The sequence below is a fragment of the Pseudomonas sp. MN1F genome (assembly GCF_009391885.1).
In the GTDB taxonomy this organism is placed as follows: Bacteria; Pseudomonadota; Gammaproteobacteria; order Pseudomonadales; family Pseudomonadaceae; genus Aquipseudomonas.
On the sequence record NZ_VZII01000007.1, the window covers coordinates 55,658 to 78,068 of the forward strand.

Annotated in this window: 24 protein-coding genes and 1 pseudogene; 16 read left to right on the forward strand and 9 right to left on the reverse strand. The window is 62.5% G+C overall.

The features are described 5' to 3' along the window. Window positions 1-25: 25 nt before the first annotated feature. Window positions 26-2,476, forward strand: coding sequence for a ligase-associated DNA damage response DEXH box helicase (locus tag F6X59_RS03160; protein WP_152954472.1), 2,451 nt, complete (start codon window positions 26-28; stop codon window positions 2,474-2,476). Further along, window positions 2,473-3,129: a ligase-associated DNA damage response endonuclease PdeM gene (pdeM, locus tag F6X59_RS03165; protein ID WP_152954474.1), complete on the forward strand. Its 657-nt coding sequence runs from the start codon at window positions 2,473-2,475 to the stop codon at window positions 3,127-3,129. Before F6X59_RS03160 ends, pdeM begins: the two co-directional genes overlap by 4 nt. Here the strand turns inward: pdeM and F6X59_RS03170 are convergent, their stop codons facing one another. After that, on the reverse strand, window positions 3,130-3,357 hold the full coding sequence (locus tag F6X59_RS03170) for a hypothetical protein (protein WP_152954476.1): 228 nt from the start codon (window positions 3,355-3,357) through the stop codon (window positions 3,130-3,132). 99 nt (window positions 3,358-3,456) lie between these two features. Further along, complete coding sequence (dcd, locus tag F6X59_RS03175; RefSeq protein ID WP_003258001.1) at window positions 3,457-4,023, reverse strand: dCTP deaminase; 567 nt, start codon at window positions 4,021-4,023, stop codon at window positions 3,457-3,459. Window positions 4,024-4,351: 328 nt separating this feature from the next. Between dcd and F6X59_RS03180 the strand changes: the two genes are divergently transcribed. After that, the gene (locus F6X59_RS03180; protein WP_003254922.1) at window positions 4,352-4,561 is read left to right on the forward strand and encodes a cold-shock protein; all 210 of its coding nucleotides are present in this window, start codon (window positions 4,352-4,354) and stop codon (window positions 4,559-4,561) included. 118 nt (window positions 4,562-4,679) lie between these two features. On the opposite strand, the gene apbC is transcribed toward F6X59_RS03180, so the two are convergent. Next, window positions 4,680-5,774, reverse strand: coding sequence for an iron-sulfur cluster carrier protein ApbC (apbC, locus tag F6X59_RS03185; protein ID WP_054885851.1), 1,095 nt, complete (start codon window positions 5,772-5,774; stop codon window positions 4,680-4,682). 156 nt (window positions 5,775-5,930) lie between these two features. Between apbC and metG the strand changes: the two genes are divergently transcribed. From metG to F6X59_RS28335, 8 genes and pseudogenes are all read left to right on the forward strand, one after another. Further along, the gene (metG, locus tag F6X59_RS03190) at window positions 5,931-7,970 is read left to right on the forward strand and encodes a methionine--tRNA ligase (protein ID WP_152954478.1); all 2,040 of its coding nucleotides are present in this window, start codon (window positions 5,931-5,933) and stop codon (window positions 7,968-7,970) included. Window positions 7,971-8,059: 89 nt separating this feature from the next. Then, a complete protein-coding gene (locus tag F6X59_RS03195) occupies window positions 8,060-8,608 on the forward strand; it encodes an Rnf-Nqr domain containing protein (protein ID WP_152954480.1) in 549 nt (182 codons plus the stop codon). After that, window positions 8,605-9,267 (forward strand): annotated as a pseudogene (locus F6X59_RS03200) (RnfABCDGE type electron transport complex subunit B); the annotation flags it as partial. The gene F6X59_RS03195 and the pseudogene F6X59_RS03200, both read left to right, overlap by 4 nt. 1 nt (window position 9,268) lies before the next feature. After that, window positions 9,269-10,240: an RnfABCDGE type electron transport complex subunit D gene (locus F6X59_RS03205; RefSeq protein WP_152954484.1), complete on the forward strand. Its 972-nt coding sequence runs from the start codon at window positions 9,269-9,271 to the stop codon at window positions 10,238-10,240. Next, entirely contained in the window at window positions 10,237-10,839 is a 603-nt protein-coding gene (locus tag F6X59_RS03210) for an RnfABCDGE type electron transport complex subunit G (RefSeq protein ID WP_152954486.1), read from the forward strand. Before F6X59_RS03205 ends, F6X59_RS03210 begins: the two co-directional genes overlap by 4 nt. Then, on the forward strand, window positions 10,832-11,350 hold the full coding sequence (locus F6X59_RS03215; protein WP_152954488.1) for an Rnf-Nqr domain containing protein: 519 nt from the start codon (window positions 10,832-10,834) through the stop codon (window positions 11,348-11,350). The genes F6X59_RS03210 and F6X59_RS03215 overlap by 8 nt, the downstream gene beginning before the upstream one ends. A 4-nt stretch (window positions 11,351-11,354) precedes the next feature. Beyond that, on the forward strand, window positions 11,355-11,993 hold the full coding sequence (nth, locus tag F6X59_RS03220) for an endonuclease III (RefSeq protein ID WP_152954491.1): 639 nt from the start codon (window positions 11,355-11,357) through the stop codon (window positions 11,991-11,993). Between the two features lie 104 nt (window positions 11,994-12,097). Beyond that, window positions 12,098-12,274 carry a PA3496 family putative envelope integrity protein gene (locus F6X59_RS28335; RefSeq protein WP_027918964.1) on the forward strand — a complete coding sequence of 59 codons (177 nt, stop codon included), beginning with the start codon at window positions 12,098-12,100 and terminating at the stop codon, window positions 12,272-12,274. 44 nt (window positions 12,275-12,318) lie between these two features. Here F6X59_RS28335 and F6X59_RS03225 read toward each other — a convergent pair whose 3' ends face one another. Then, on the reverse strand, window positions 12,319-12,945 hold the full coding sequence (locus tag F6X59_RS03225) for a response regulator transcription factor (RefSeq protein WP_103449413.1): 627 nt from the start codon (window positions 12,943-12,945) through the stop codon (window positions 12,319-12,321). A 307-nt stretch (window positions 12,946-13,252) separates the two neighbouring features. On the opposite strand from F6X59_RS03225, the gene F6X59_RS03230 reads away from it, so the two are divergent. Beyond that, window positions 13,253-13,693, forward strand: coding sequence for a hypothetical protein (locus F6X59_RS03230; protein WP_152954493.1), 441 nt, complete (start codon window positions 13,253-13,255; stop codon window positions 13,691-13,693). A 71-nt stretch (window positions 13,694-13,764) separates the two neighbouring features. Here F6X59_RS03230 and F6X59_RS03235 read toward each other — a convergent pair whose 3' ends face one another. Next, window positions 13,765-14,982: an argininosuccinate synthase gene (locus F6X59_RS03235; protein ID WP_152954496.1), complete on the reverse strand. Its 1,218-nt coding sequence runs from the start codon at window positions 14,980-14,982 to the stop codon at window positions 13,765-13,767. Window positions 14,983-15,178: 196 nt separating this feature from the next. Continuing rightward, window positions 15,179-16,105: an OmpA family protein gene (locus F6X59_RS03240; RefSeq protein WP_372240287.1), complete on the reverse strand. Its 927-nt coding sequence runs from the start codon at window positions 16,103-16,105 to the stop codon at window positions 15,179-15,181. Between the two features lie 130 nt (window positions 16,106-16,235). Between F6X59_RS03240 and pyrC the strand changes: the two genes are divergently transcribed. Then, the gene (gene pyrC, locus F6X59_RS03245) at window positions 16,236-17,282 is read left to right on the forward strand and encodes a dihydroorotase (protein ID WP_085675229.1); all 1,047 of its coding nucleotides are present in this window, start codon (window positions 16,236-16,238) and stop codon (window positions 17,280-17,282) included. 59 nt (window positions 17,283-17,341) lie between these two features. Next, window positions 17,342-17,953: a ribonuclease T gene (gene rnt, locus F6X59_RS03250; RefSeq protein WP_225923474.1), complete on the forward strand. Its 612-nt coding sequence runs from the start codon at window positions 17,342-17,344 to the stop codon at window positions 17,951-17,953. A gap of 127 nt (window positions 17,954-18,080) precedes the next feature. On the opposite strand, the gene F6X59_RS03255 is transcribed toward rnt, so the two are convergent. Then, entirely contained in the window at window positions 18,081-18,683 is a 603-nt protein-coding gene (locus F6X59_RS03255) for a peroxiredoxin (protein WP_027918971.1), read from the reverse strand. A gap of 213 nt (window positions 18,684-18,896) precedes the next feature. Between F6X59_RS03255 and F6X59_RS03260 the strand changes: the two genes are divergently transcribed. Together F6X59_RS03260 and bfr are read left to right on the forward strand one after the other, a co-directional pair. Further along, a complete protein-coding gene (locus F6X59_RS03260; protein ID WP_152954499.1) occupies window positions 18,897-19,118 on the forward strand; it encodes a bacterioferritin-associated ferredoxin in 222 nt (73 codons plus the stop codon). A gap of 201 nt (window positions 19,119-19,319) precedes the next feature. After that, a complete protein-coding gene (gene bfr, locus F6X59_RS03265) occupies window positions 19,320-19,793 on the forward strand; it encodes a bacterioferritin (protein ID WP_063913140.1) in 474 nt (157 codons plus the stop codon). A 58-nt stretch (window positions 19,794-19,851) separates the two neighbouring features. On the opposite strand, the gene grxD is transcribed toward bfr, so the two are convergent. Then, window positions 19,852-20,187, reverse strand: coding sequence for a Grx4 family monothiol glutaredoxin (gene grxD, locus F6X59_RS03270; protein ID WP_152954502.1), 336 nt, complete (start codon window positions 20,185-20,187; stop codon window positions 19,852-19,854). 91 nt (window positions 20,188-20,278) lie between these two features. Further along, window positions 20,279-22,387: a molybdopterin oxidoreductase family protein gene (locus F6X59_RS03275; RefSeq protein ID WP_152954504.1), complete on the reverse strand. Its 2,109-nt coding sequence runs from the start codon at window positions 22,385-22,387 to the stop codon at window positions 20,279-20,281. Between the last annotated feature and the right edge of the window lie 24 nt (window positions 22,388-22,411).

Consider the following 22,411-nt stretch of genomic DNA (forward strand, 5'->3'; position numbering starts at 1 on the left):
AGCCTTCCCAGGATCGCTCGCACGCATGCCTACCTCTTCCGACCTTGCCAATGCCTGGTTCACCGCCCGCGGCTGGAAGCCTTTCGCCTTCCAGCGCCAAGTCTGGGCAGCGGTCGGACGTGGTGAATCAGGGCTGCTGCATGCCAGCACGGGGGCGGGCAAGACTTATGCGGTCTGGCTGGCTGCATTGCGCGCCTTCGCCAAGCCAGCCATCGGGCGCCAGCCCGCCGCGCTGCAAGTGCTGTGGATTACCCCCATGCGCGCACTGGCCGCTGATACCGCGCGTGCTCTGCAAACGCCACTGGATGAGCTCGGCCTGAACTGGACGGTCGGCGTGCGCAGCGGCGATACCGGCAGTGCCGAACGCGCTCGCCAGGCCCGGCGTTTGCCAAGCGTCCTGATCACGACGCCAGAGAGCCTGACCTTGCTGCTGACCCGGGCACAGGCCGCCGAAGACTTCGCCAGCCTGCGCCTGGTGGTGGTGGATGAATGGCACGAACTGCTTGGCAACAAGCGCGGCGTACAGCTGCAACTGGCCCTGGCCCGCTTGCGCCGCTGGCATCCCGGCCTGATGACCTGGGGCTTGTCCGCCACGCTCGGCAACCTGTCGCACGCCCTGGACGTGCTGTTGCCCAGCGGCGGCCTGCTGGTGAAAGGCCGCCAGGACAAACAGCTGCTGGTCGACACCTTGCTGCCCGAAGCCATCGAGCGCTTCCCCTGGGCCGGGCACATGGGCCTGAAGATGCTCGATCAGGTGGCCCATGAGCTGGACGCCAGCACCAGCAGCCTGGTGTTCACCAACACCCGTGCCCAGGCCGAGCTTTGGTACCAGGCCTTGCTCGACGCCCGCCCCGATTGGGCCGGGCAGATTGCCTTGCATCATGCCTCACTGGCCCGGGCGACCCGCGACTGGGTCGAGCAGAGCCTCAAGCAAGGCACGCTCAAGGCCGTCATCTGTACATCCAGCCTGGACCTGGGGGTGGACTTCCTGCCGGTCGAACGGGTGCTGCAGATCGGTTCGGCCAAAGGCATTGCCCGCCTCATGCAGCGCGCCGGGCGCTCTGGCCATGCGCCGGGGCGCCGCTCGCGCATCACCCTGGTGCCGACCCACAGCCTGGAGCTGGTGGAAGCCGCCGCCGCCCGCGCCGCACTAGCTGCTGGCCATATCGAAGCGCGCCGCTCGCCGCGCCTGTGCCTGGACGTGCTGGTTCAGCATCTGGTCAGCATGGCCCTGGGCAGTGGCTTTCGCCCCGCTGAACTGCTTGAGGAAGTCCGCAGCACCTGGGCGTTCCGTGACCTGCGCGACAGCCAGTGGCAATGGGCGCTGGACTTCGTCAATCATGGTGGCCACGCGTTGACTGCCTACCCCGATTATCAGCGGGTCGAGGCGCACCCTGATGGGGTCTGGCGGGTGGCCAGCGAGCGCCTGGCGAGGCGCCACCGCATGGGCATCGGCACCATCGTCAGCGACGCCAGCCTGCAGCTCAAATATTGGAGCAAGGGTGGTGGCGGCAAGCACCTGGGCAGTGTCGAGGAAGCCTTCATTGCCCGCCTGCGCCCTGGCGATACCTTGGTGTTCGCCGGGCGAGTCCTGGAGCTGGTACGGGTAGAAGGCATGACCGCCTATGTGCGCCGCAGCACCGCGCGCAACGCCGCGGTGGCACGCTGGAATGGCGGGCGCATGCCGCTGTCCAGCGAGCTGGCCGACGCCTTGGTCGCACAACTCGATGCAGCCGCGCATGGGGCCTATCTCGGCCCGGAGATGCAGGCCGTACAGCCACTGCTGGCCTTGCAGGCGCGGTGGTCAGCCTTACCCACCCGCGGCACGCTGCTGGCCGAGACGCTGGGATCGCGCCAGGGCTCGCACCTGTTCCTCTACCCTTTTGCCGGGCGCATGGCCAACCTGGGCCTGGCCAACCTGATCGCCTGGCGGGTGAGCCGGGTGCAGCCGCTCTCGGTATCCATTGCCGTGAACGACTATGGTTTCGAACTGCTCAGCCCCAGCACCGTGGATTGGGCCAGTTGCCTGCCGGGAGCACTGTCCGGCGAAAACCTGCTGGAAGATGTGCTGGCCAGTCTGAACGCTGGCGAAATGGCACTGCGGCGTTTCCGCGAAATCGCCCAGATCTCCGGACTGGTCTTTGGCGGCTACCCCGCCGCGCAGAAGAGCACGCGGCAGATTCAAGCCTCCAGCGGGTTGTTCTTCGAGGTATTCCGTAAGCATGATTCAGGTAACTTGCTGCTCGGCCAGGCACGCGATGAAGTGCTCAGCGAAGAACTGGAGATCGAACGCCTGCACCGTCAGCTGCTCAAGATGCACAGCCTGCAACTGGACCTGCGCATGCTGCAACGGCCTGGCCCCCTGGCATTCGCCCTGCTGGTCGAAGGCATGCGCGAGACCTTGAGCACGGAAAAGCTGGCGGACCGCATTGCGCGGATGGTGAGCGACCTGGAAAAAGCGGCAAACCGGCCATGAATACCTATCCCGTGGAACACTGTGGCGAAACGCTTTGGCTGCTAGCGGACAAGGCCATCTACTGGCCGGCCCGCCGCACACTGCTGGTGGCCGACGTTCATATCGGCAAGGCCGCCAGCTACCGGGCATTGCATCAACCCGTTCCGCGCGGCACCACCGCCGCGACCCTGGCACGCCTGGAGACATTACTGAACAGCTATGACTGCGAGCAGTTGATCATCCTCGGCGACTTCCTGCACGCACGCGCTGCGCTTTCGCCGGGCACGCTGGCCAGCCTTCACGCCTGGAGAAGCCGGCACCGCGCGGTGAAGATGGTGCTGGTGCGTGGCAACCATGATCGCCACGCCGGTGATCCGCCGGCAGAACTACGGATCGAGGTAAGGGACGAACCTTTGCTGCTGGCCCCCTTTGCCCTGCAGCACGACCCTAAGCCTCACCCCAGCCACCCGGTGCTCGCCGGGCACGTGCATCCGGTGTATGTGCTGCGCGGGCGGGCACGGCAACGGCTGCGGCTACCGTGCTTCCTGATCGATGCTCAGGTCAGCCTGCTGCCGGCCTTCGGTGAGTTCACCGGGGGATGGCGGGTCGAGCCGGGCTCCGGCACTCGCGTTTTCCTGGCCGGAGGCGATCAGGTCTGGGCGCTGGCCGAATAGTCAGGCGACAGGAGACGGTGGTGGCTCGTCGGGCAGGGTAGGCTCGCCTGGCTCCATCGGAGGATGTTCGCCGGGCTCCGGCGGCTGCGGCGTATCAGGATCAGGCTGGTGCGGCACGCCACCGGCCTGCATGGGCAGCGGGTGCGCCAGCAGTGACCAGGCCAGCAACCCGATCTGGTTGGGCTGCAACACGGCCAGCTTCGCAGTGATTGCGGGGTTGAGTTTCATTGGCAGCTCCTGAACGAGGGCCGACACGCTGCATACGTATCGGCACTGTGCAACCTGTTGGAGTGCCATCCGCAAAACTAATTCCCCGCGCTCGTCGGATCAGGTACGCGGCAAGGTGACGCCGCGCTGACCTTGGTACTTGCCGCCGCGGTCCTTGTACGACACTTCGCATTCTTCGTCGGACTGCAGGAACAGCATCTGCGCCACGCCTTCGTTGGCGTAGATCTTCGCCGGCAGCGTGGTGGTGTTGGAGAACTCCAGGGTCACGTGGCCTTCCCACTCCGGCTCGAGCGGGGTGACGTTGACGATGATGCCGCAACGGGCGTACGTGCTCTTGCCCAGGCAAATGGTCAGCACGTCACGCGGAATGCGGAAGTACTCGACGGTGCGGGCCAGGGCGAAGGAGTTTGGCGGAATGATGCAGACGTCGCTCTTGATGTCGACGAAGCTGCCGGCGTCGAAGTTCTTCGGGTCGACGGTGGCCGAGTTGATGTTGGTGAACACCTTGAACTCGTCGGCGCAACGCACGTCGTAGCCGTAGCTGGAGACGCCGAAGGAGATGACCCGGCTGTCCTGTTCGCCGCGCACCTGGCGCTCGACGAACGGTTCGATCATGCCGTGTTCCTGCGCCATGCGGCGAATCCACTTGTCCGATTTGATGCTCATGGCGGGGTGTCCTGAAGAGTTGCGAGGGGAAAATCCAGACGCGCATCTTACCGGTCCCGGCGCCCGGGTTAAAGTTCCAGTGCCTTATCCCGCGCCGGACGGGGGCTACAGCCGCCGTCGATCCGAATTTGCGTAAAGCGTTCACAGACCATTGGCAGCTCGTGGAAAGTGGGGTAAGGTGGCGCCACTGTGCTGCACGTGACACCGAGAATCTCTAGTTTGATGCACGATCCTGATCGGCCCATCGCTGAATTTTCTGCTCTCTTTGCGCTCAGTCCCGGGCAGGGTTTTTCCTGACCGTTATCAAATTGTCCAAGGAGACAGAAAAATGTCCAACCGTCAATCCGGTGTTGTTAAGTGGTTCAACGATGAGAAAGGCTACGGCTTCATCACCCCTCAGTCGGGCGACGACCTGTTCGTGCACTTCAAAGCCATCCAAGCTGACGGCTTCAAAACCCTGAAAGAAGGCCAGGCTGTTACTTTCGTCGCTACCCGCGGCCAGAAAGGCATGCAGGCTGAAGAAGTTCAGATCGCCTAAGTCGATCTCAGCTTCCTAGCTTTCAAAAAAACCCGCCTTCTGGCGGGTTTTTTTATGCCTGACTGCAAAGCATCTGCGGCCTTGTGGGACCGGCAAGGCCGTTCCCACAAGTGCTGCCTCAGTCTTCGCTGATGGTGATGCTCGGCATCGCCGGCGCCGCCGCTTCCTGCAGCACGATCCGCGCGCCCACCTGGCGGGCCAGTTCCTGGTAGACCATGGCAATCTGGCTTTCCGGCTCGGCGATCGCCGTCGGCTTGCCGCTGTCGGCCTGCTCGCGGATCAGCATCGACAGCGGCAGCGAGGCCAGCAGGTCGACGCCGTACTGCGCCGCCAGCTTCTCGCCACCGCCCTCGCCGAACAGGTGCTCGGCATGGCCGCAGTTCGAGCAGATGTGCACGGCCATGTTTTCCACCACGCCCAGCACCGGGATGTTGACCTTGCGGAACATCTCCACGCCCTTCTTGGCATCCAGCAGGGCCAGGTCCTGTGGCGTAGTGACGATTACCGAACCGGCCACCGGCACCTTCTGCGCCAGGGTCAGCTGGATATCGCCAGTACCCGGCGGCATGTCGATGACCAGATAATCCAGGTCGTCCCACGCCGTCTGGGTCACCAGCTGCAGCAACGCACCGGACACCATCGGCCCACGCCAGACCATCGGCGTGTTGTCATCGGTGAGAAATGCCATGGACATGACTTCCACGCCATGGGCCTTGATCGGCACGAACCACTTCTGCTCGCGGATCTGTGGGCGGGTACCCTCGGCAATACCGAACATCACGCCCTGGCTGGGGCCATAGATGTCGGCATCGAGAATGCCCACGCGGGCGCCTTCACGGGCCAGGGCCAAGGCCAGGTTGGCGGCGGTGGTCGACTTGCCGACCCCGCCCTTGCCCGAGGCCACGGCAATGATGTTCTTGACGTTGGCCATGGCCGGTACCTGGGCCTGGGCCTTGTGCGCGGCGACCACGCAGTCGATCGACACCTGGGCCGAGCTGACGCCGTCGAGATTCTCGATCGCGGTCTGCAGCACCTGGGCCCAGCCGTTCTTGAACAGGCCGGCAGCATAGCCCAGCTGCAGCTGCACAGCGACCTGCCCGCCCTGGATGTCGATGGCGCGCACGCAACCGGCGCTGACCGGGTCCTGGTTCAGGTAGGGGTCGGTGTACTGGCGAAGCACGCCTTCGACGGCGGCACGGGTGACGGCACTCATGGACACTCCCATTGGCAAACTGAGTACGAAACAGACGCCTATCCTAACCCGTCAATCGTCAGCAGATGCGTGCTTGGGGTGAAATATCTTCGCCGGCCCTTTATAGTGGCCGATCACCCTCATTTTTACCCGAGCCAGATAAGTAGCCGAGCCACCATGTCCGAGCCACGTCAGATTCTCGTTACCAGCGCCCTGCCCTATGCCAATGGATCCATCCACCTTGGCCATATGCTGGAGTACATCCAGACGGACATGTGGGTGCGCTTCCAGAAGCTGCGCGGCAACCAGTGCATCTACGTCTGCGCCGACGATGCCCACGGCTCGGCCATCATGTTGCGTGCCGAGAAAGAAGGCATCACCCCGGAGCAGCTGATCGCCAATGTCCAGGCCGAGCACAGCGCCGACTTCGCCGACTTCCTGGTGGACTTCGACAATTTCCACTCTACCCACAGCGACGAAAACCGCGAGCTGTCGAGCCTGATCTACGGCCGCCTGCGCGACGCCGGGCACATTGCCACCCGCTCGGTAACCCAGTACTTCGACCCCGAAAAGGGCATGTTCCTCGCCGACCGCTTCATCAAGGGCACCTGCCCGAAATGCGCGGCTGAAGACCAATACGGCGACAACTGCGAAAAGTGCGGCGCCACCTACGCCCCGACCGAACTGAAGAACCCCAAGTCAGCGATCTCCGGTGCCACCCCGGTACTGCGCGATTCCCAGCACTTCTTCTTCAAGCTGCCGGACTTCCAGGCCATGCTGCAGCAGTGGACCCGTAGCGGCACCCTGCAGGACGCGGTGGCCAACAAGCTCGCCGAATGGCTGGACTCCGGCCTGCAGGAGTGGGACATCTCACGTGATGCGCCGTACTTCGGCTTCGAGATCCCGGGCGAGCCGGGCAAGTACTTCTACGTCTGGCTGGACGCGCCGATCGGCTACATGGCCAGCTTCAAGAACCTCTGCGCACGCCGCCCGGAGCTGGACTTCGACGCATTCTGGAACGAAGGCTCCAAGGCCGAGCTGTACCACTTCATCGGCAAGGACATCGTCAATTTCCACGCCCTGTTCTGGCCAGCCATGCTCGAAGGTGCCGGCTTCCGCAAGCCGACTGCGGTCAACGTGCACGGCTACCTGACCGTGAACGGCGCCAAGATGTCCAAGTCGCGCGGCACCTTCATCAAGGCCCGCACCTACCTGGACCACCTGCAGCCGGAATACCTGCGCTACTACTACGCCGCCAAGCTTGGCCGTGGCGTCGACGACCTCGACCTGAACCTCGAGGACTTCGTGCAGAAGGTCAACTCCGACCTGGTCGGCAAGGTGGTCAACATCGCCAGCCGTTGCGCCGGCTTCATCCACAAGGGCAATGCTGGCGTGATGGTCGCTGGCGATGCTGCGCCGGAGCTGACCGAGGCCTTCCTCGCTGCCGCCCCGTCGATTGCCGAAGCCTATGAAGGCCGCGATTTCGGCCGCGCGATGCGCGAGATCATGGCCCTGGCCGACCGCGCCAACGCCTGGATCGCCGACAAGGCGCCGTGGTCGCTGGCCAAGCAGGAAGGCAAGCAGGACGAAGTCCAGGCCATCTGCGCCCAGGGCATCAACCTGTTCCGCCAACTGGTGATCTTCCTCAAACCGGTGCTGCCGCTGCTCGCCGCGGATGCCGAGGCGTTCCTCAACGTCGCGCCGCTGACCTGGAACGACCATCAATCGCGCCTGGAAAACCACCAGCTGAACCCGTTCAAGGCCCTGATGAGCCGTATCGAACCGGCGAAGGTCGAAGCCATGGTCGCCGCCAGCAAGGAAGACCTGCTGGCCGCCGAAGCCCAAGCGCCGGCCGGCAACGGCGAGCTGAGCAAGGACCCGCTGTCTGCCGAAATCGAGTTCGACACCTTTGCCGCCGTCGACCTGCGCGTCGCGCTGATCGTCAAGGCTGAGGCCGTGCCTGGCGCCGACAAGCTGCTGCAACTGACCCTGGACATCGGCGACGAGCGCCGTAACGTGTTCTCCGGCATCAAGTCGGCCTACCCGGACCCCTCCCAGCTGGAAGGCCGCCTGACCATGATGGTGGCCAACCTCAAGCCGCGCAAAATGCGCTTTGGCGTGTCCGAGGGCATGGTCATGGCAGCCGGCCCTGGTGGCGAAGAGATCTACCTGCTCAGCCCTGACAGCGGCGCCAAGCCAGGTCAGCGCATCAAGTAAGCCTCCTGCCCCGGCCCAACCGCCGGGGCAACTCCATCTGCAGCGCCAATGCCGGACGTTGCAGGCGATTCCCGGCTATCGTCATTCACATGAACGACTACCTGCTGATCCTGGCCAGCGCCGCGCTGTTCAGCCACCTGCTCTTGCAACAACAGCCGCTGAGCCGGCTGCGCCTGCAGGTGTGTGGCCTGGCAGGCGCCTTGTCGATCGCACTCGGGGCAAGCGGCGGGCTAGCGCTGGAACGGCTGATCGTGGCGCCCTGGCAGTTGCAGGACCTGCGCCTGTTCCTGCTACTGCCCTGGCTGGCACTCCTGGCATGGGGCGTACCGCAGGTGCTGGGCAGGCTGCGTGCGCAGTGGCCGACCAGCAACCTTGCGCTGCCATTGCTGGGCAACGCCTTGCTGCTGGGCCTGGCGCTGCAAGTGACGGGAGATGACACCTCAGCACTTGCAACGTTGCGCTGGGGGGCATTGGCCGGCCTGGGTTTCTGGCTTGCGCTGGTACTGTTCGACGACCTGCACCAACGCTGCCAGCACGCTGAAATACCGGCCGCTCTGCGCGGTTTGCCCATTTCATTGATCGGCGCAGGTGTCATGGCCCTGGCGTTCTCCGGATTCAACGGACTTTTCACGCAATGAACTTGATTCAACGCATCGATGCCCTGTTGCCGCAAACCCAATGTGGCAAATGCGGCCACAACGGCTGTCGGCCCTACGCCGAAGGCCTGGCAGCGGGCGAGGCCATCAACAAGTGCCCGCCAGGCGGCAGCGAGACCATCGCCGCGCTGGCCACGCTGCTCGAGGCGCCACTGCTTGCGCCTGACCCGCTGCGAGGTAGCGCACCACCGCAGGTCGCCTACATTCGTGAGGCCGAATGCATCGGTTGCACCAAGTGCATACAGGCCTGCCCGGTCGATGCCATTGTCGGCGCTGCCAAGCTGATGCACACGGTCGTTGCCAGCGAATGCACCGGCTGTGACCTTTGCCTGGCTCCCTGCCCGGTCGACTGCATCGACATGCAGCCTCTGCCGCCGACAGTGGTGCCGATTGTCAGCGGCCTGGCCCACTCCCCCGAGCAGCTGCAGGCCCGCCACCAGCGCCGCGATCATGCGCGCCAGCGCCATGAACAGCGAAACGCCCGCCTGCAACGCGATATCGCTCGCAAAGAGGCTCAGCGCCTGGCACGTACGGCCGACGCCACAAAGGGCGCGGCAGACCCGATCAAGGCCGCCCTCGAACGGATCAAGGCGCAAAAAGCCGCCGCTGCCGATGCTGCGCCCACGGCGGCCAGACACGACCATGGCAAGCCCTGACCCACGGCAACGCAAAGCGATGGGCCTGGTGCTGCTGGCCTGCATGCCCGGCCTGCTCGCAGCGTTCTGGACGCAGGGCTGGGGCGTGCTGTTCAGCCTGTTGCTGTGCGCCAGTAGTGCATTGAGTTGCGAAGCGGTACTGCTGGCGGTGCGTCGCCAGCCTGTTGTAACGGCACTGAACGATGGCAGTGCCCTGGTGACTGCCGTGCTGCTGGCCATTGCATTGCCTGTATCAGCGCCCTGGTGGTTACCAGTGACTGCTGCAGGCATTGCCATTGGCGTCGGCAAGCAGGCCTTTGGCGGCGTGGGCCGCAATCTGTTCAACCCGGCCATGGTCGGTTACGCCTTTGTGCTGCTGAACTTTCCGCTGCACATGACCCACTGGCCCAACCACGCCGTTGGCTTTTTCGACAGCCTGCAGCTGGTGTCTGGCGCTGGCAACCAGATCGATGCCTGGGCGGGGCCGACCATTCTCGATGGCCTGCGCCACAACCGCAGCCTGACCATCGAAGAGCTGTTCGCCAGCCACCCCGGTTTTGGCAATGTGGGCGGCCGCAGCAGCGAATGGATCAATCTGGCATTACTGTTCGGTGGGCTGTTTCTCTGGCAGCGCAAGGTCATCAGCTGGCATGCCCCGGCAGGCCTGCTGGCCGGCCTGTTCCTGTTCAGCCTGCTGGCCTGGAATGGCTCCGGCTCGGATTCGAACGGCTCGCCACTGCTGCATCTGTTCAGCGGCTCAACCATGCTGGCGGCGTTCTTCATCGCCACGGAGCCGGTGTCTGGCCCCAAGGCCAACCTGGCCAGGCTGCTGTTCGGCTTTGGCGCAGGCACGCTGATCTACCTGATTCGCACCTGGGGCAGCTACCCGGATGGCACGGCATTCGCCATCCTGTTGATGAACCTGGCGGCGCCCGCCCTGGATCGCTTCGCCTTGCGCCGCCAAGAGGCCTCGCCATGATCGCCCCCATTCGCAGCAGCCTGCTGCTACTTGCCGTCGGCGGGTTGGCAATAGCGTTCACGCTGGCCTGGCAGCACTGGACTCGCCCCGCCATCGTCGATGCCGAGCACCGGCTACTGGCACGCCGGTTTCTGGCGGTGTTGCCCGCGCAAAGTTACGACAACCGCCCCCTGGACAGCGCGTTGCCATTGCCGGCCGAACAGCCATTGCACAGCACGATCCTCGCGGCGTACCGCGCGACCCAAGGCACGCTGCCAACAGCCATCGTGCTGGTAAGCCAGGTCCAGGGCTATGCCGGCCCGATCAAGCTGAGCATTGCCATCGACGCTGAAGGCCGCCTGATCGGCACCCGGGTGATCGAACAGCAGGAAAGCCCTGGGCTGGGCGGCCAGATTGCCGATCCGCAGTCTGGCTGGCTGGCCCAGTTTGCCAAGCACGGCCTTGGCGATCGCTGGGCGCTCAGGCGCGACCAAGGCGACTTCGACCAGCTGGCCGGGGCAACCGTTACGTCCCGGGCCGTCATCGACGCCCAACAGGAGGCGTTGCGCTATTTTGACCAGCACCGCAGCGAACTGCTCGGAGCCCCCGGCCATGAATAGATTCTGCCTGCTGGTAACCGGCCTGGCTGCGCTGCTTGGCGCCACCCGCACCTTCACCCAGGCGGCAGGCATCGGCGCGTGCATGCTCGTGCTAGCCCTTTTCCACCAAGCCTCGCTGAGCCTGCTGCGGCCAACACTCAGCGGCGCGAGGTACTGGTTGGCAAGCCTGCTGCTGCTTGCTGCGCTTGCCAGCTGCCTGCAACTGGCCCTGCGGGCCTGGGCATTGCCATTGGCGCTGACGCTTGGTTATTTTCCGGCACTGATCTGCCTGCAATGCCTTGTCATCGACACATTGCTGCCAAAAGAAGGGCGCTGGCGGCAACTGCTGCTCCACCTGAGTGGCCTGCTGCTCGCCTGCCTGTTGCTCGGCGCGAGTCGCCAATGGCTGGCCGAGATAGCAGGCATGCACCTGGCCATCCTGCCATCCGGTGGGCTGCTACTGCTCGGCGCGCTACTGGCCCTGTACAATCGGCTACGCCCCACCCTCACACGTCGTCAAGGAAAGCGTTGACCCCATGAATGCCGCCAAACGCCTGGAGATCTTTCGCAGGCTGCACGAAGACAATCCGGACCCGAAAACGGAACTGGCCTACACCACCCCATTCGAGCTCCTGGTTGCCGTGACGCTTTCGGCGCAGTCCACCGATGTCGGCGTCAACAAGGCCACCGCGCGCCTGTTTCCGGTCGCCAATACGCCGCAAGCCATCTACGCGCTTGGTATCGAAGGGCTGAGCGAATACATCAAGACCATCGGCCTCTACAACAGCAAGGCCAAGAACGTCATCGAGGCGTGCCGGCTGTTGATCGAGCGCCATGGCGGCGAAGTGCCGCAGACCCGAGAAGCACTGGAAGCGTTGCCGGGCGTGGGGCGCAAGACCGCCAATGTGGTGCTCAACACCGCCTTCCGCCAGCCGACCATGGCCGTGGACACGCACATCTTCCGGGTCAGCAACCGCACCGGCATCGCGCCTGGCAAGACCGTGCTCGAGGTCGAGAAGAAACTGGTCAAGTTCGTCCCCAAGGATTACCTGCTCGACGCTCACCATTGGCTCATCCTGCATGGCCGTTACGTATGCCAGGCACGCAAGCCGCGTTGCGGTAGCTGCCGCATCGAAGATTTGTGCGAATACAAGCACAAGACCTCCGACGATTGAGCCAATAGCAAAAACAGCTGCATTGCGATTGAAAAAATCTTTTTTACCGGACTTCGCTTTCTCGCTATAAGGACGGCCAATGGCCCTTTGGCTTGGAGCGACTCATGAGTACCGATAAAGACGACCTGTCGATCGAAGATGACTTTGCTACCGCTGACGACGAAGCGGAGCCTCAGGTAGAAACCGCGAAGACCAACCTGAGCAAGCGTCGTACCATTGACAACCTTCTCGAAGAGCGACGCCTGCAACGGCAACTCGCCGATTTCGACTACGATCTGTAGCCTTACGCAAAGCCTCCTTCGCGGAGGCTTTGTGGATGCAGGGCTCAGTTCAGACCATGACGCCGGGCCAATTCGATCAGGTCCACCAGCGAGTGGGCATTCAGCTTCAGCAGCAGGCGGGTCTTGTAGGTGCTGACCGTCTTGTTGCTGAGGAACATGCTGTCGGCAATCTCCTTGTTGGAGCGCCCGCGTGCAAGCTGCTGCAGCACCATCATCTCCCTTGCCGACAGGCGATCAACCATTTCCGCCTCACTGGCCCCCCCCACCCGGCCATGGGACTTGTGCAATGCCTGGTTCGGGAAGTAACTGTAACCAGAGAGCACAGCCTTGATGGCACTGAGTAGTTCGGTAAGTTCCTGCTGCTTGCACACATAGCCTGAGGCCCCCGCCTGCATGCAGCGCATGGAGAAATGCCCCGGTGCCTGGGAAGTCAGCACCAGAACTCGGCTGCCAGGGCTGGCCGCGGCCATGCGGGCAATGACCTCCAGCCCGTCGAGTTTGGGGATGCCGATATCCAGTACAACAATATCGGGAAGGTGTTCGCGAGTGAGCTGCAAGGCCGCTATACCGTTGTCGGTTTCCGCAACAACATCGTAGCCATGTCGCTCCATCAGCATGCGCACTGCCAAGCGTATGACCGGATGATCATCCACGATAAGGACTTTATTCATGCGATATCCATCATTCATTATTCTGCTTTGACGACTGCCTCACCATAACCGAGCAGAACGCTCAATGGCGCGTCAATTCCCCGCCCAAGTAGCCGAATAGATGAACCTTACGTCGGTTTGGGAATTTTCCTACAAGAAAAATTTAAAGCCTTCTCAAGAATGTGCTTACGAACTCGCGAATCAAACCTGATCGACTCGCTCACCCCATCAACCACGTCGACAAATTCCCTCCCCGGGAAAAATTCCACAATTTAGTTGAGCCAGTCAGTAGGTTATTGATAAGCGGAACAAGCAGGAGGCAATAACCATGACCGATAACCAACCAGTGGCTCCGCTGACGATAATCGCCATCTTCGCTGGCATCATCGAAGCTTCTGCCTTGGCAACCTTGCCTTTTCTCAGTGAAAAAAGTCAGACGTACTACACCTGGTTCCTTGTAGGGTTCCCATTCTTTCTCACTGCCCTGTTCTTTCTCACCCTGAACTTCAACTACAAATCCTTTTACAAACCTGACCTGGCCGAGCAGAAGAACATCCCTGAACAAGCGGTACATCCCGACATGCAAGAAACTGTAACCATGATGTTCTCCGGCCCAGACGCGCAGAAACTTATAGAACAACAAATCATGCAAGCCATTAAGCAACCGCAGGTCGAAAACAGGCACTGGCAACTGTGCAATATGGATCTGCAGCAGTGCGTGCGTCTTTCCACCACCCGCATGCCTGAGGATCGCCCCCATGGCCGCTGATCAGAGCACGTTTCAGAAGGCAAAAAAAACCCGGCCAGAGCCGGGTTGTTTTTGCCACTTCAGCCAGATGCTCAGAGCATCTCGCGGCCTTTGTTGGCAGCGATACGCATGCGCAGCGCGTTGAGCTTGATGAAGCCAGCAGCATCGGCCTGGTTGTAGGCGCCGCCGTCTTCTTCGAAGGTCGCGATGTTGGCATCGAACAGCGAGTCGTCCGACTTGCGGCCAACCACGATGACGTTGCCCTTGTACAGCTTCAGGCGCACGACGCCGTTAACGTTGACCTGCGAAGCGTCGATCATCTTCTGCAGCATCAGGCGCTCCGGGCTCCACCAGTAGCCGGTGTAGATCAGGCTGGCGTACTTCGGCATCAGCTCGTCTTTCAGGTGAGCGACTTCGCGGTCCAGGGTGATCGACTCGATGGCGCGGTGCGCCTTGAGCATGATGGTGCCACCAGGGGTTTCGTAGCAGCCACGGGACTTCATGCCCACGTAACGGTTCTCTACGATGTCCAGACGGCCGATACCGTTGGCGCCGCCGATGCGGTTCAGTTCGGCAAGCACGGTGGCCGGGGTCATGTCGACGCCGTCGATGGCGACGATGTCACCATTGCGGTAGGTCAGCTCGATGTAGGTAGCCTGGTCCGGGGCATTCTCTGGCGAGACGCTCCAGCGCCACATGTCTTCTTCGTGCTCGGTCCAGGTATCTTCCAGGACACCGCCTTCGTAGGAGATGTGCAGCAGGTTGGCGTCCATCGAGTACGGCGACTTCTTCTTGCCGTGGCGCTCGATCGGGATGCCGTGCTTCTCGGCGTAGTCCATCAGCTTTTCGCGGGACAGCAGGTCCCACTCGCGCCATGGGGCGATGACCTTGACGCCAGGCTTGAGGGCGTAGGCACCCAGCTCGAAGCGGACCTGGTCGTTACCCTTGCCGGTAGCGCCGTGGGAAATGGCGTCGGCGCCGGTTTCGTTGGCGATTTCGATCAGGCGCTTGGCGATCAGCGGGCGAGCGATGGAAGTACCCAGCAGGTACTCGCCTTCGTATACGGTATTGGCGCGGAACATCGGGAAGACGAAATCACGCACGAACTCTTCGCGCAGGTCGTCGATGTAGATCTCTTTTACGCCCATCGCCTGCGCTTTGGCGCGGGCCGGCTCGACTTCTTCGCCCTGACCCAGGTCAGCGGTGAAGGTCACCACTTCGCAGTTGTAGGTATCCTGCAGCCACTTGAGAATCACCGAAGTATCAAGGCCGCCGGAATACGCCAGTACGACCTTTTTTACGTCCGCCATGCCATCACTCCACGGGGTTGTACGGAAAGGGACCGATTCTACCGGCGTTGCGGATAAATTTACAGTGGGGCGACAGCTTCTGACGACAAAGCGACAGGAACGGTCAGCGGCGCGACGTGCTTGCCGCAGCAGCATCTGCGCTCGGTCTCACAGGCGACAAATGTTCTGATGCATGCACCTGCCAGCCATGCCGATATCAGGGCGCCTTAGCCCCAGGAGCCGCTGCTGGCACCTGCTGCTGCACTGGCTGCACCACCGGCTTCTCCGCCATCGCCACCCGATCCAGTTCGATGTTCACCCGCCGGTTACGCGCCCGATTGGCCGGGCTGTTGTTCTTCACCAGCGGATAGCGCTCGCCATGGAAGCGCACGACAATCTGCTCTTCCGGCACACCATGGGCCTTGAAGTAATCGGCCACAGCCAAGGCCCGACGCCGCGAAGTGTCGCGATTGGTCAGGCGGTTACCACTGTTGTCGGAGTGGCCGTTGAGCTCGATGTGGTTCACCGTCGGGTCAGCCTTCAGGTAATCGAGGATCACGTCCAGCCGCGCACGGGCATCGGCGTCCAGGTCGAAGCCACCGCCGGGGAAGCCGACTTGGGTCTGGCGCACCTGGTCATAGTTCATCGGCAGCATCTTGCTGGCGCAGGCCTGATAGTCGCTGTACGCCTTGGCGAAGCTGACCGGCAGCACGCGTACTTCAATCGCCCGCCCACCTTCGCCGGTGTAGTTGCGCACCACCGTACTGCGGCCATCGAGCAGGCCGTTGATCAGGCGGCTGGCCTGGCTCTGCGACGAGCTGAACAGCACGCCGCTGCGGGCCATGCGGACGGCGCCAAGGTTCACATCACTGCGCCCCGGCTGCCAAGGGGCAGCGGCAGCCAGCAAGGTGGCCGAACCTGCACCCAGCACATTGCTGTGCGAACGCAGCTGGAACACCGGTTGCTCACCAGCCTTGCGCACGAACTCGCCACTGCCGAAACCGTCGATCGGCTGGATCAGGCGGCATTCGAACTGGTCACCCTCGACTTTCCAGGCGACATTCTCCATGCGGGTCTGGAAGGTCAGTGCGCCGGCCGGCAGGCTGGCGACAAGGGTCAACAGGGCTAGGTAACGCTGGCGCACGGGCGGCTCCACAAATTCTGACGGCTTACAGGCAGGCTATCGGACGCTTGCCGGAAAACTTGATAGCCGTGCTCGGACCGGGGTTTTCCGGTAGCATTGGGGCCTGAGTTCGACCCGCCTGGAATTCCCAATGTCCGATCGCCTGACCCTCCTGCGTCCCGACGACTGGCACATCCATCTGCGCGATGGTGCCGTCCTGCCCCATACCGTTGGCGATGTGGCGCGTACTTTCGCCCGTGCCATCATCATGCCTAACCTGGTTCCGCCGGTGCGCAATGCCGTCGAAGCTGGCGCCTACCGTGAGCGCATCCTTGCCGCTCGCCCGGCTGGCAGCCGCTTTGAACCGCTGATGGTACTGTACCTCACCGACCGCACCAGCCCCGAGGACATCCGCGCGGCCAAGGCCAGCGGTATCGTCTACGCCGCCAAGCTGTACCCGGCTGGCGCGACGACCAACTCCGATTCGGGCGTGACCAGCATCGACAACATCTTCCCGGCCATCGAGGCACTGGCGGAAGTCGGCATGCCATTGCTGGTGCACGGTGAAGTGACCCGCAGCGAGATCGACGTGTTCGACCGCGAGAAGCGCTTCATCGACGAGCACATGCGCCGCCTGGTCGAACGCTTCCCGACCCTGAAAGTGGTGTTCGAGCACATCACCACGGGCGACGCCGCGCAGTTCGTCACCGAAGCCCCGGCCAACGTCGGTGCGACCATCACGGCCCAGCACCTGCTGTACAACCGCAACCACATGCTGGTCGGCGGTATCCGCCCGCACTTCTATTGCCTGCCGATCCTCAAGCGCAACACCCACCAGGTGGCGCTGCTGGACGCGGCCACCAGCGGCAACCCGAAGTTCTTCCTCGGCACCGACTCGGCACCGCATGCCCGTCACGCCAAGGAAGCCGCCTGCGGTTGCGCCGGTTGCTACACCGCATACGCTGCCATCGAGATGTACGCCGAGGCATTCGAGCAGCGCAATGCACTGGACAAGCTGGAAGGCTTTGCCAGCCTGCACGGCCCGGCCTTCTATGGCCTGCCGGCAAACACCGACACCATCACCCTGGTCCGCGAAGAATGGACCGCCCCGGACAGCCTGCCATTCGGCGAGCAGACCGTGATCCCGCTGCGCGCCGGTGAGAAACTGCGCTGGCGCCTGCTGGAGGACAACGCGTGAGCGAAGACCTGTACGAAGACGACCAGGACGGTCAGGTCGGCAGCGGTTCGCGCCACCCGATGGCCGAGCGCTTCCGTGGCTATCTGCCGGTAGTCGTGGATGTCGAGACTGGCGGCTTCAACAGCGCCACCGACGCCCTGCTGGAAATTGCCGCAGTGACCATTGGCATGGACGAAAAGGGCTTCCTGTTCCCCGAGCACACCTACTTCTACCGGGTCGAGCCGTTCGAAGGGGCCAACATCGAGCCGGCCGCGCTGGAGTTCACCGGTATCAAGCTGGACCACCCGCTGCGCATGGCAGTGAGCGAAGAAAGCGCGCTCACCGACATCTTCCGTGGTGTGCGCAAGGCGCTTAAGGCCAATGGCTGCAAACGGGCGATCCTGGTCGGCCACAACAGCAGCTTCGACCTTGGCTTCCTCAATGCGGCGGTAACGCGTAACGATATCAAGCGTAACCCGTTCCACCCGTTCTCCAGCTTCGACACCGCGACCCTGGCTGGCCTGGCTTACGGCCAGACCGTGCTGGCGCGTGCCTGCCAGAGCGCCGACATCGACTTCGATGGCCGTGAGGCGCACTCGGCGCGTTACGACACCGAGAAGACGGCCGAGCTGTTCTGCGGCATCGTCAACCGCTGGAAGGAAATGGGCGGCTGGCGCGACTTCAACGATTAAGCTGCAAGCTTCAAGCGACAAGGAAAAGCAGGCCGCATGCGCTGTGCGTTTTACTTGTAGCTTGCCGCTTGAACCTTGAAGCAAAAAAAACCGGCCACATGGGCCGGTTTTTTCATGCGCGCGGCAATTACAGCTTGCCAGCGTTCTCGCTCAGGTAAGCAGCAACGCCTTCTGGCGAAGCGGTCATGCCCTGGTCGCCTTTTTTCCAGTTGGCAGGGCAGACTTCGCCGTGCTCTTCGTGGAATTGCAGGGCGTCGACCAGACGCAGCAGCTCGTCCATGTTACGGCCCAGTGGCAGGTCGTTGACGATCTGCGAACGCACAACACCGTTGGTGTCGATCAGGAAGGCGCCACGGAAGGCTACGCCGCCTTCGGACTCGACGTCGTAGGCCTTGCAGATTTCGTGGGTGATGTCGGCAGCCAGGGTGTACTTGACCTGGCCGATACCGCCGGCGTTGACCGGGGTGTTACGCCATGCGTTGTGGGTGAAGTGCGAGTCGATCGAAACGCCGATCACTTCAACGTTGCGCGCCTGGAAGTCAGGGATGCGGTTGTCCAGAGCGATCAGCTCGGACGGGCAGACGAAGGTGAAGTCCAGTGGGTAGAAGAACACCAGGCCGTACTTGCCCTTGATGGCCGAAGCCAGGTTGAAGCTGTCGACGATTTCGCCGTTGCCCAGGACGGCTGGGACGGTGAAGTCGGGGGCTTGTTTGCCAACGAGTACGCTCATTGTAATCTCCTAGTGAGAGTGGAAAACCGTTTGCCGGGCCAAGCAGGCTTGCCCGACATCCAACAAAGGCTGACCATCATACACGGCTTCCAGTGACAGGCCGAATGCAACCGTCGGTCGCTCAAGGACGGCCCTTTCAGAAAGTCCTTTGACAAGCATTCTCATTAACATTAAGCTCCAACCCATCGACTCAACCCGCGATGGTCAGCCCCTATGTATGTGTGTCTTTGTGTCGGCGTCACCGACGGACAGATCCGCGATGCGATCTATGAAGGATGCTGCAGTTACAAGGAAGTCCGAGCGGCGACCAATGTCGCCAGCCAGTGCGGCAAATGCGCCTGCCTGGCCAAGCAGGTGGTCCGCGAGACCCTCACCGATTTGCAGGTGAGCCAGCAAGCCGCCCTGCCCTATCCGGTGGAATTTACTGCTGCCTGATATTACAGAATTTGAAGAACCGGACCTCGTGTCCGGTTTTTTTATGCCTGAATATCAATAAGTTAGCCTTCCAACGCGGTTCACAAACATTCTTATTCCTATTAATTTTCACTTATTATTCAAACACTTAGGTTTGACAGCACTCCGTCACAGGCTCAAACTTCGCGGTATTGGCACACTTCTACAGGGCAGGAACCCGACATGAAAGGCGACGTAAGCGTCATCCAGCATCTCAACAAGATCCTCGGAAACGAGCTGGTCGCGATCAACCAGTACTTCCTGCACGCGCGCATGTACGAAGATTGGGGCCTGAACAAGCTCGGCAAGCACGAGTACAAAGAATCCATCGACGAGATGAAACACGCTGACAAACTGATCAAGCGTATTCTCTTCCTCGAAGGCATTCCCAACGTTCAGGACCTGGGCAAGCTGCTGATCGGCGAGCACACCAAAGAGATGCTCGAGTGCGACCTGAAGATCGAACAGAAAGGCCTGGCCGACCTGAAAGCTGCCATCGCGCACTGCGAAACCGCTGGCGACTTCGGCTCGCGTGACATGCTCGAAGACATCCTCGAATCCGAGGAAGAGCACATCGACTGGCTGGAAACCCAGCTGGGCCTGATCGACAAGATCGGCATCGAGAACTACCTGCAGTCGCAGATGGGCGAAGAATAAGATTCTCGTCCCATAAAAAAACCCGCGTTGAGCGGGTTTTTTTATGGCTGCCTGATGATCAGGCTTCGGAGGCCTTGGCCTTGGCGGCGGCGTCCTTGATCAGGGCCTGCAGCTCACCCGTCTCGAACATTTCCAGCATGATGTCGCTACCGCCAACCAGCTCACCGGCTACCCACAGTTGCGGGAAGGTCGGCCAGTTGGCGTATTTTGGCAGGTTGGCGCGGATTTCCGGGTTCTGCAGGATGTCGACGTAGGCGAACTTCTCGCCGCAACCCATCACAGCCTGCGATGCCTTGGCCGAGAACCCGCACTGCGGGGCATTCGGCGAGCCTTTCATGTAAAGCAGAATGGTGTTGTTGGCAATCTGCTCTTTGATCGTATCGATGATATCCATCTAGCACCTCAGCTGAACTTTCCGACGCTATCGTCGGCACGGTGACGCATTGTATCGGAAAGCCGAGCAGCGTGCTCGGCCTTACCATTGCTCATGCGGCCTCGACCTGCACGGGCACGCCATTGAGCGCAGCATTACCGGAAACCGGGTCACGCAGGCGCTCGTCGGTGAGGTCGTTGGCACTCACACCGGCTTGTGCCTGGGCAACCTGAAGCTGCACGCCCTGGCGACCATGGCCGAAGCCATGGGGCAGGCTGACCACCCCGGGCATGATGTCTTCACTGGCCTGCACTTCGACCTCCAGCGTGCCGGTACGCGAGCGGATACGCACCCGCTGGCCATCCTGCAATTGCCGGCTGTGCATATCCTGCGGGTGCATCAGCAGTTGATGACGCGGCTTGCCTTTGACCAGGCGATGGAAGTTGTGCATCCACGAATTGTTGCTGCGCACGTGACGGCGACCGATCAGCAGCAACTCGCCCGGTGCAGGAGGCGCCTGCAGGGCCAACCGCTGCAGGTCATCGAGCAGCACCTGTGGCGCCGCCTCGACGGCTTTGCTGGCGGTTGCCAGGCGCGTCGCCAGGTTGGCGCGCAACGGCCCCAGGTCAAGCCCGTGAGGGTGCTCGTCCAGCGCCTGCAGCGAGAGCTTCCAGGCACTGGCTTCACCATAGCGCCCCTTGCGCAGGGCCAGGTCGATCATCTGCGCTGGCGGCCAGGTCGGTTTCAGTTCCAGTTCGGCCCGCTTGGCGAACGCCTGCGCGAGGCCGACGAAAATCTCCCAGTCGTGCAGGGCACCTGCCGGCTTGGCCAGGATAGCGCGATTGAAACGGGTCACATTGCGCACGGCCAGCAGGTTGAAGGTGCTGTCGTAATGGTCGTTTTCCAGCGCCGAGGTCGAAGGCAGGATCAGATCGGCGTGGCGGGTGGACTCATTGATGTAGAGGTCGATGCTGAGCATGAACTCGAGCCCCTCCAGCGCCGCATCCAGCTGCCGGCCATTGGGCGTAGACAGCACCGGATTGCCGGCGACCGTCACCAGGGCGCGCACCTGGCCTTCCCCGGGGCTCAGCATCTCCTCGGCCAGGGCCGCCACCGGCAGCTCGCCAGCGTACTCCGGCAAGCCCGAAACCCGGCTCTGCCAGGCATTGAAATGGCCACCTGAAGTGGTCGCCACCAGATCCACCGCAGGCTCTGTGCACAGCGCCCCACCCTCTCGGTCGAGGTTGCCGGTCACCAGGTTGATCAGCTGCACCAGCCAGTGGCACAGGGTGCCGAACGCCTGGGTCGAAACCCCCATGCGCCCATAGCAGACCGCCTTGTCCGCAGCGGCAAAGTCCCGCGCCAGTTGGCGTATCTGGGTGGCGGCGATGCCGCACTGTGCGCTCATCGCTTCTGCGCTGAACGGCGCGATCGCTTCACGCACTTGCTGCAGGCCGCTGACCGGCAAATGCGAGCCGCGCGCGAGGTCCTCATCGAACAAGGTATTGAGCAGGCCACAAAGCAAGGCCGCATCACCGCCGGGCCGGATGAACAGATGATGGTCGGCCATGGCGGCGGTTTCGCTGCGCCGGGGATCGACCACCACCAGGCGTCCACCTCGCCCCCGCAGGGCTTTCAGGCGCTTCTCGACATCGGGTACGGTCATGATGCTGCCATTGGACGCCAGCGGGTTGCCGCCGAGGATCAGCATGAAGTCGGTGTGGTCGATATCCGGGATCGGCAACAGCAGGCCATGGCCGTACATCAGGTGGCTGGTCAGGTGCTGCGGCAACTGGTCGACCGAGGTGGCAGAGAAGCGGTTGCGGGTCTTGAGCAGGCCGAGGAAGTAGTTGCTGTGAGTCATCAGCCCATAGTTGTGCACGCTGGGGTTGCCCTGGTAGACCGCCACGGCATTGCGCCCATGCGCCTGCTGGACTGCCCACAGCCTGTCGGCGGCCAAGGCAAAGGCCTCGCCCCAGCCGATCGGCTGCCACTCGCTCCCTACCCGCCGGTGCGGCTGGCGCAGGCGGTCCGGGTCGTTCTGGATGTCCTGCAGGGCTACCGCCTTGGGGCAGATGTGCCCCCTGCTGAACGGGTCCTGCGGGTCGCCCTTGATCGAGCTGATCAGCGCCCGCCCGTCGTCTTCGTGGCTGACTTCGATGTTCAGGCCGCAGATCGCTTCGCACAGGTGACAGGCACGGTGATGCAGGGTCTTGGTCATGGCCGCCTCTGCCTTGTTGTTGTA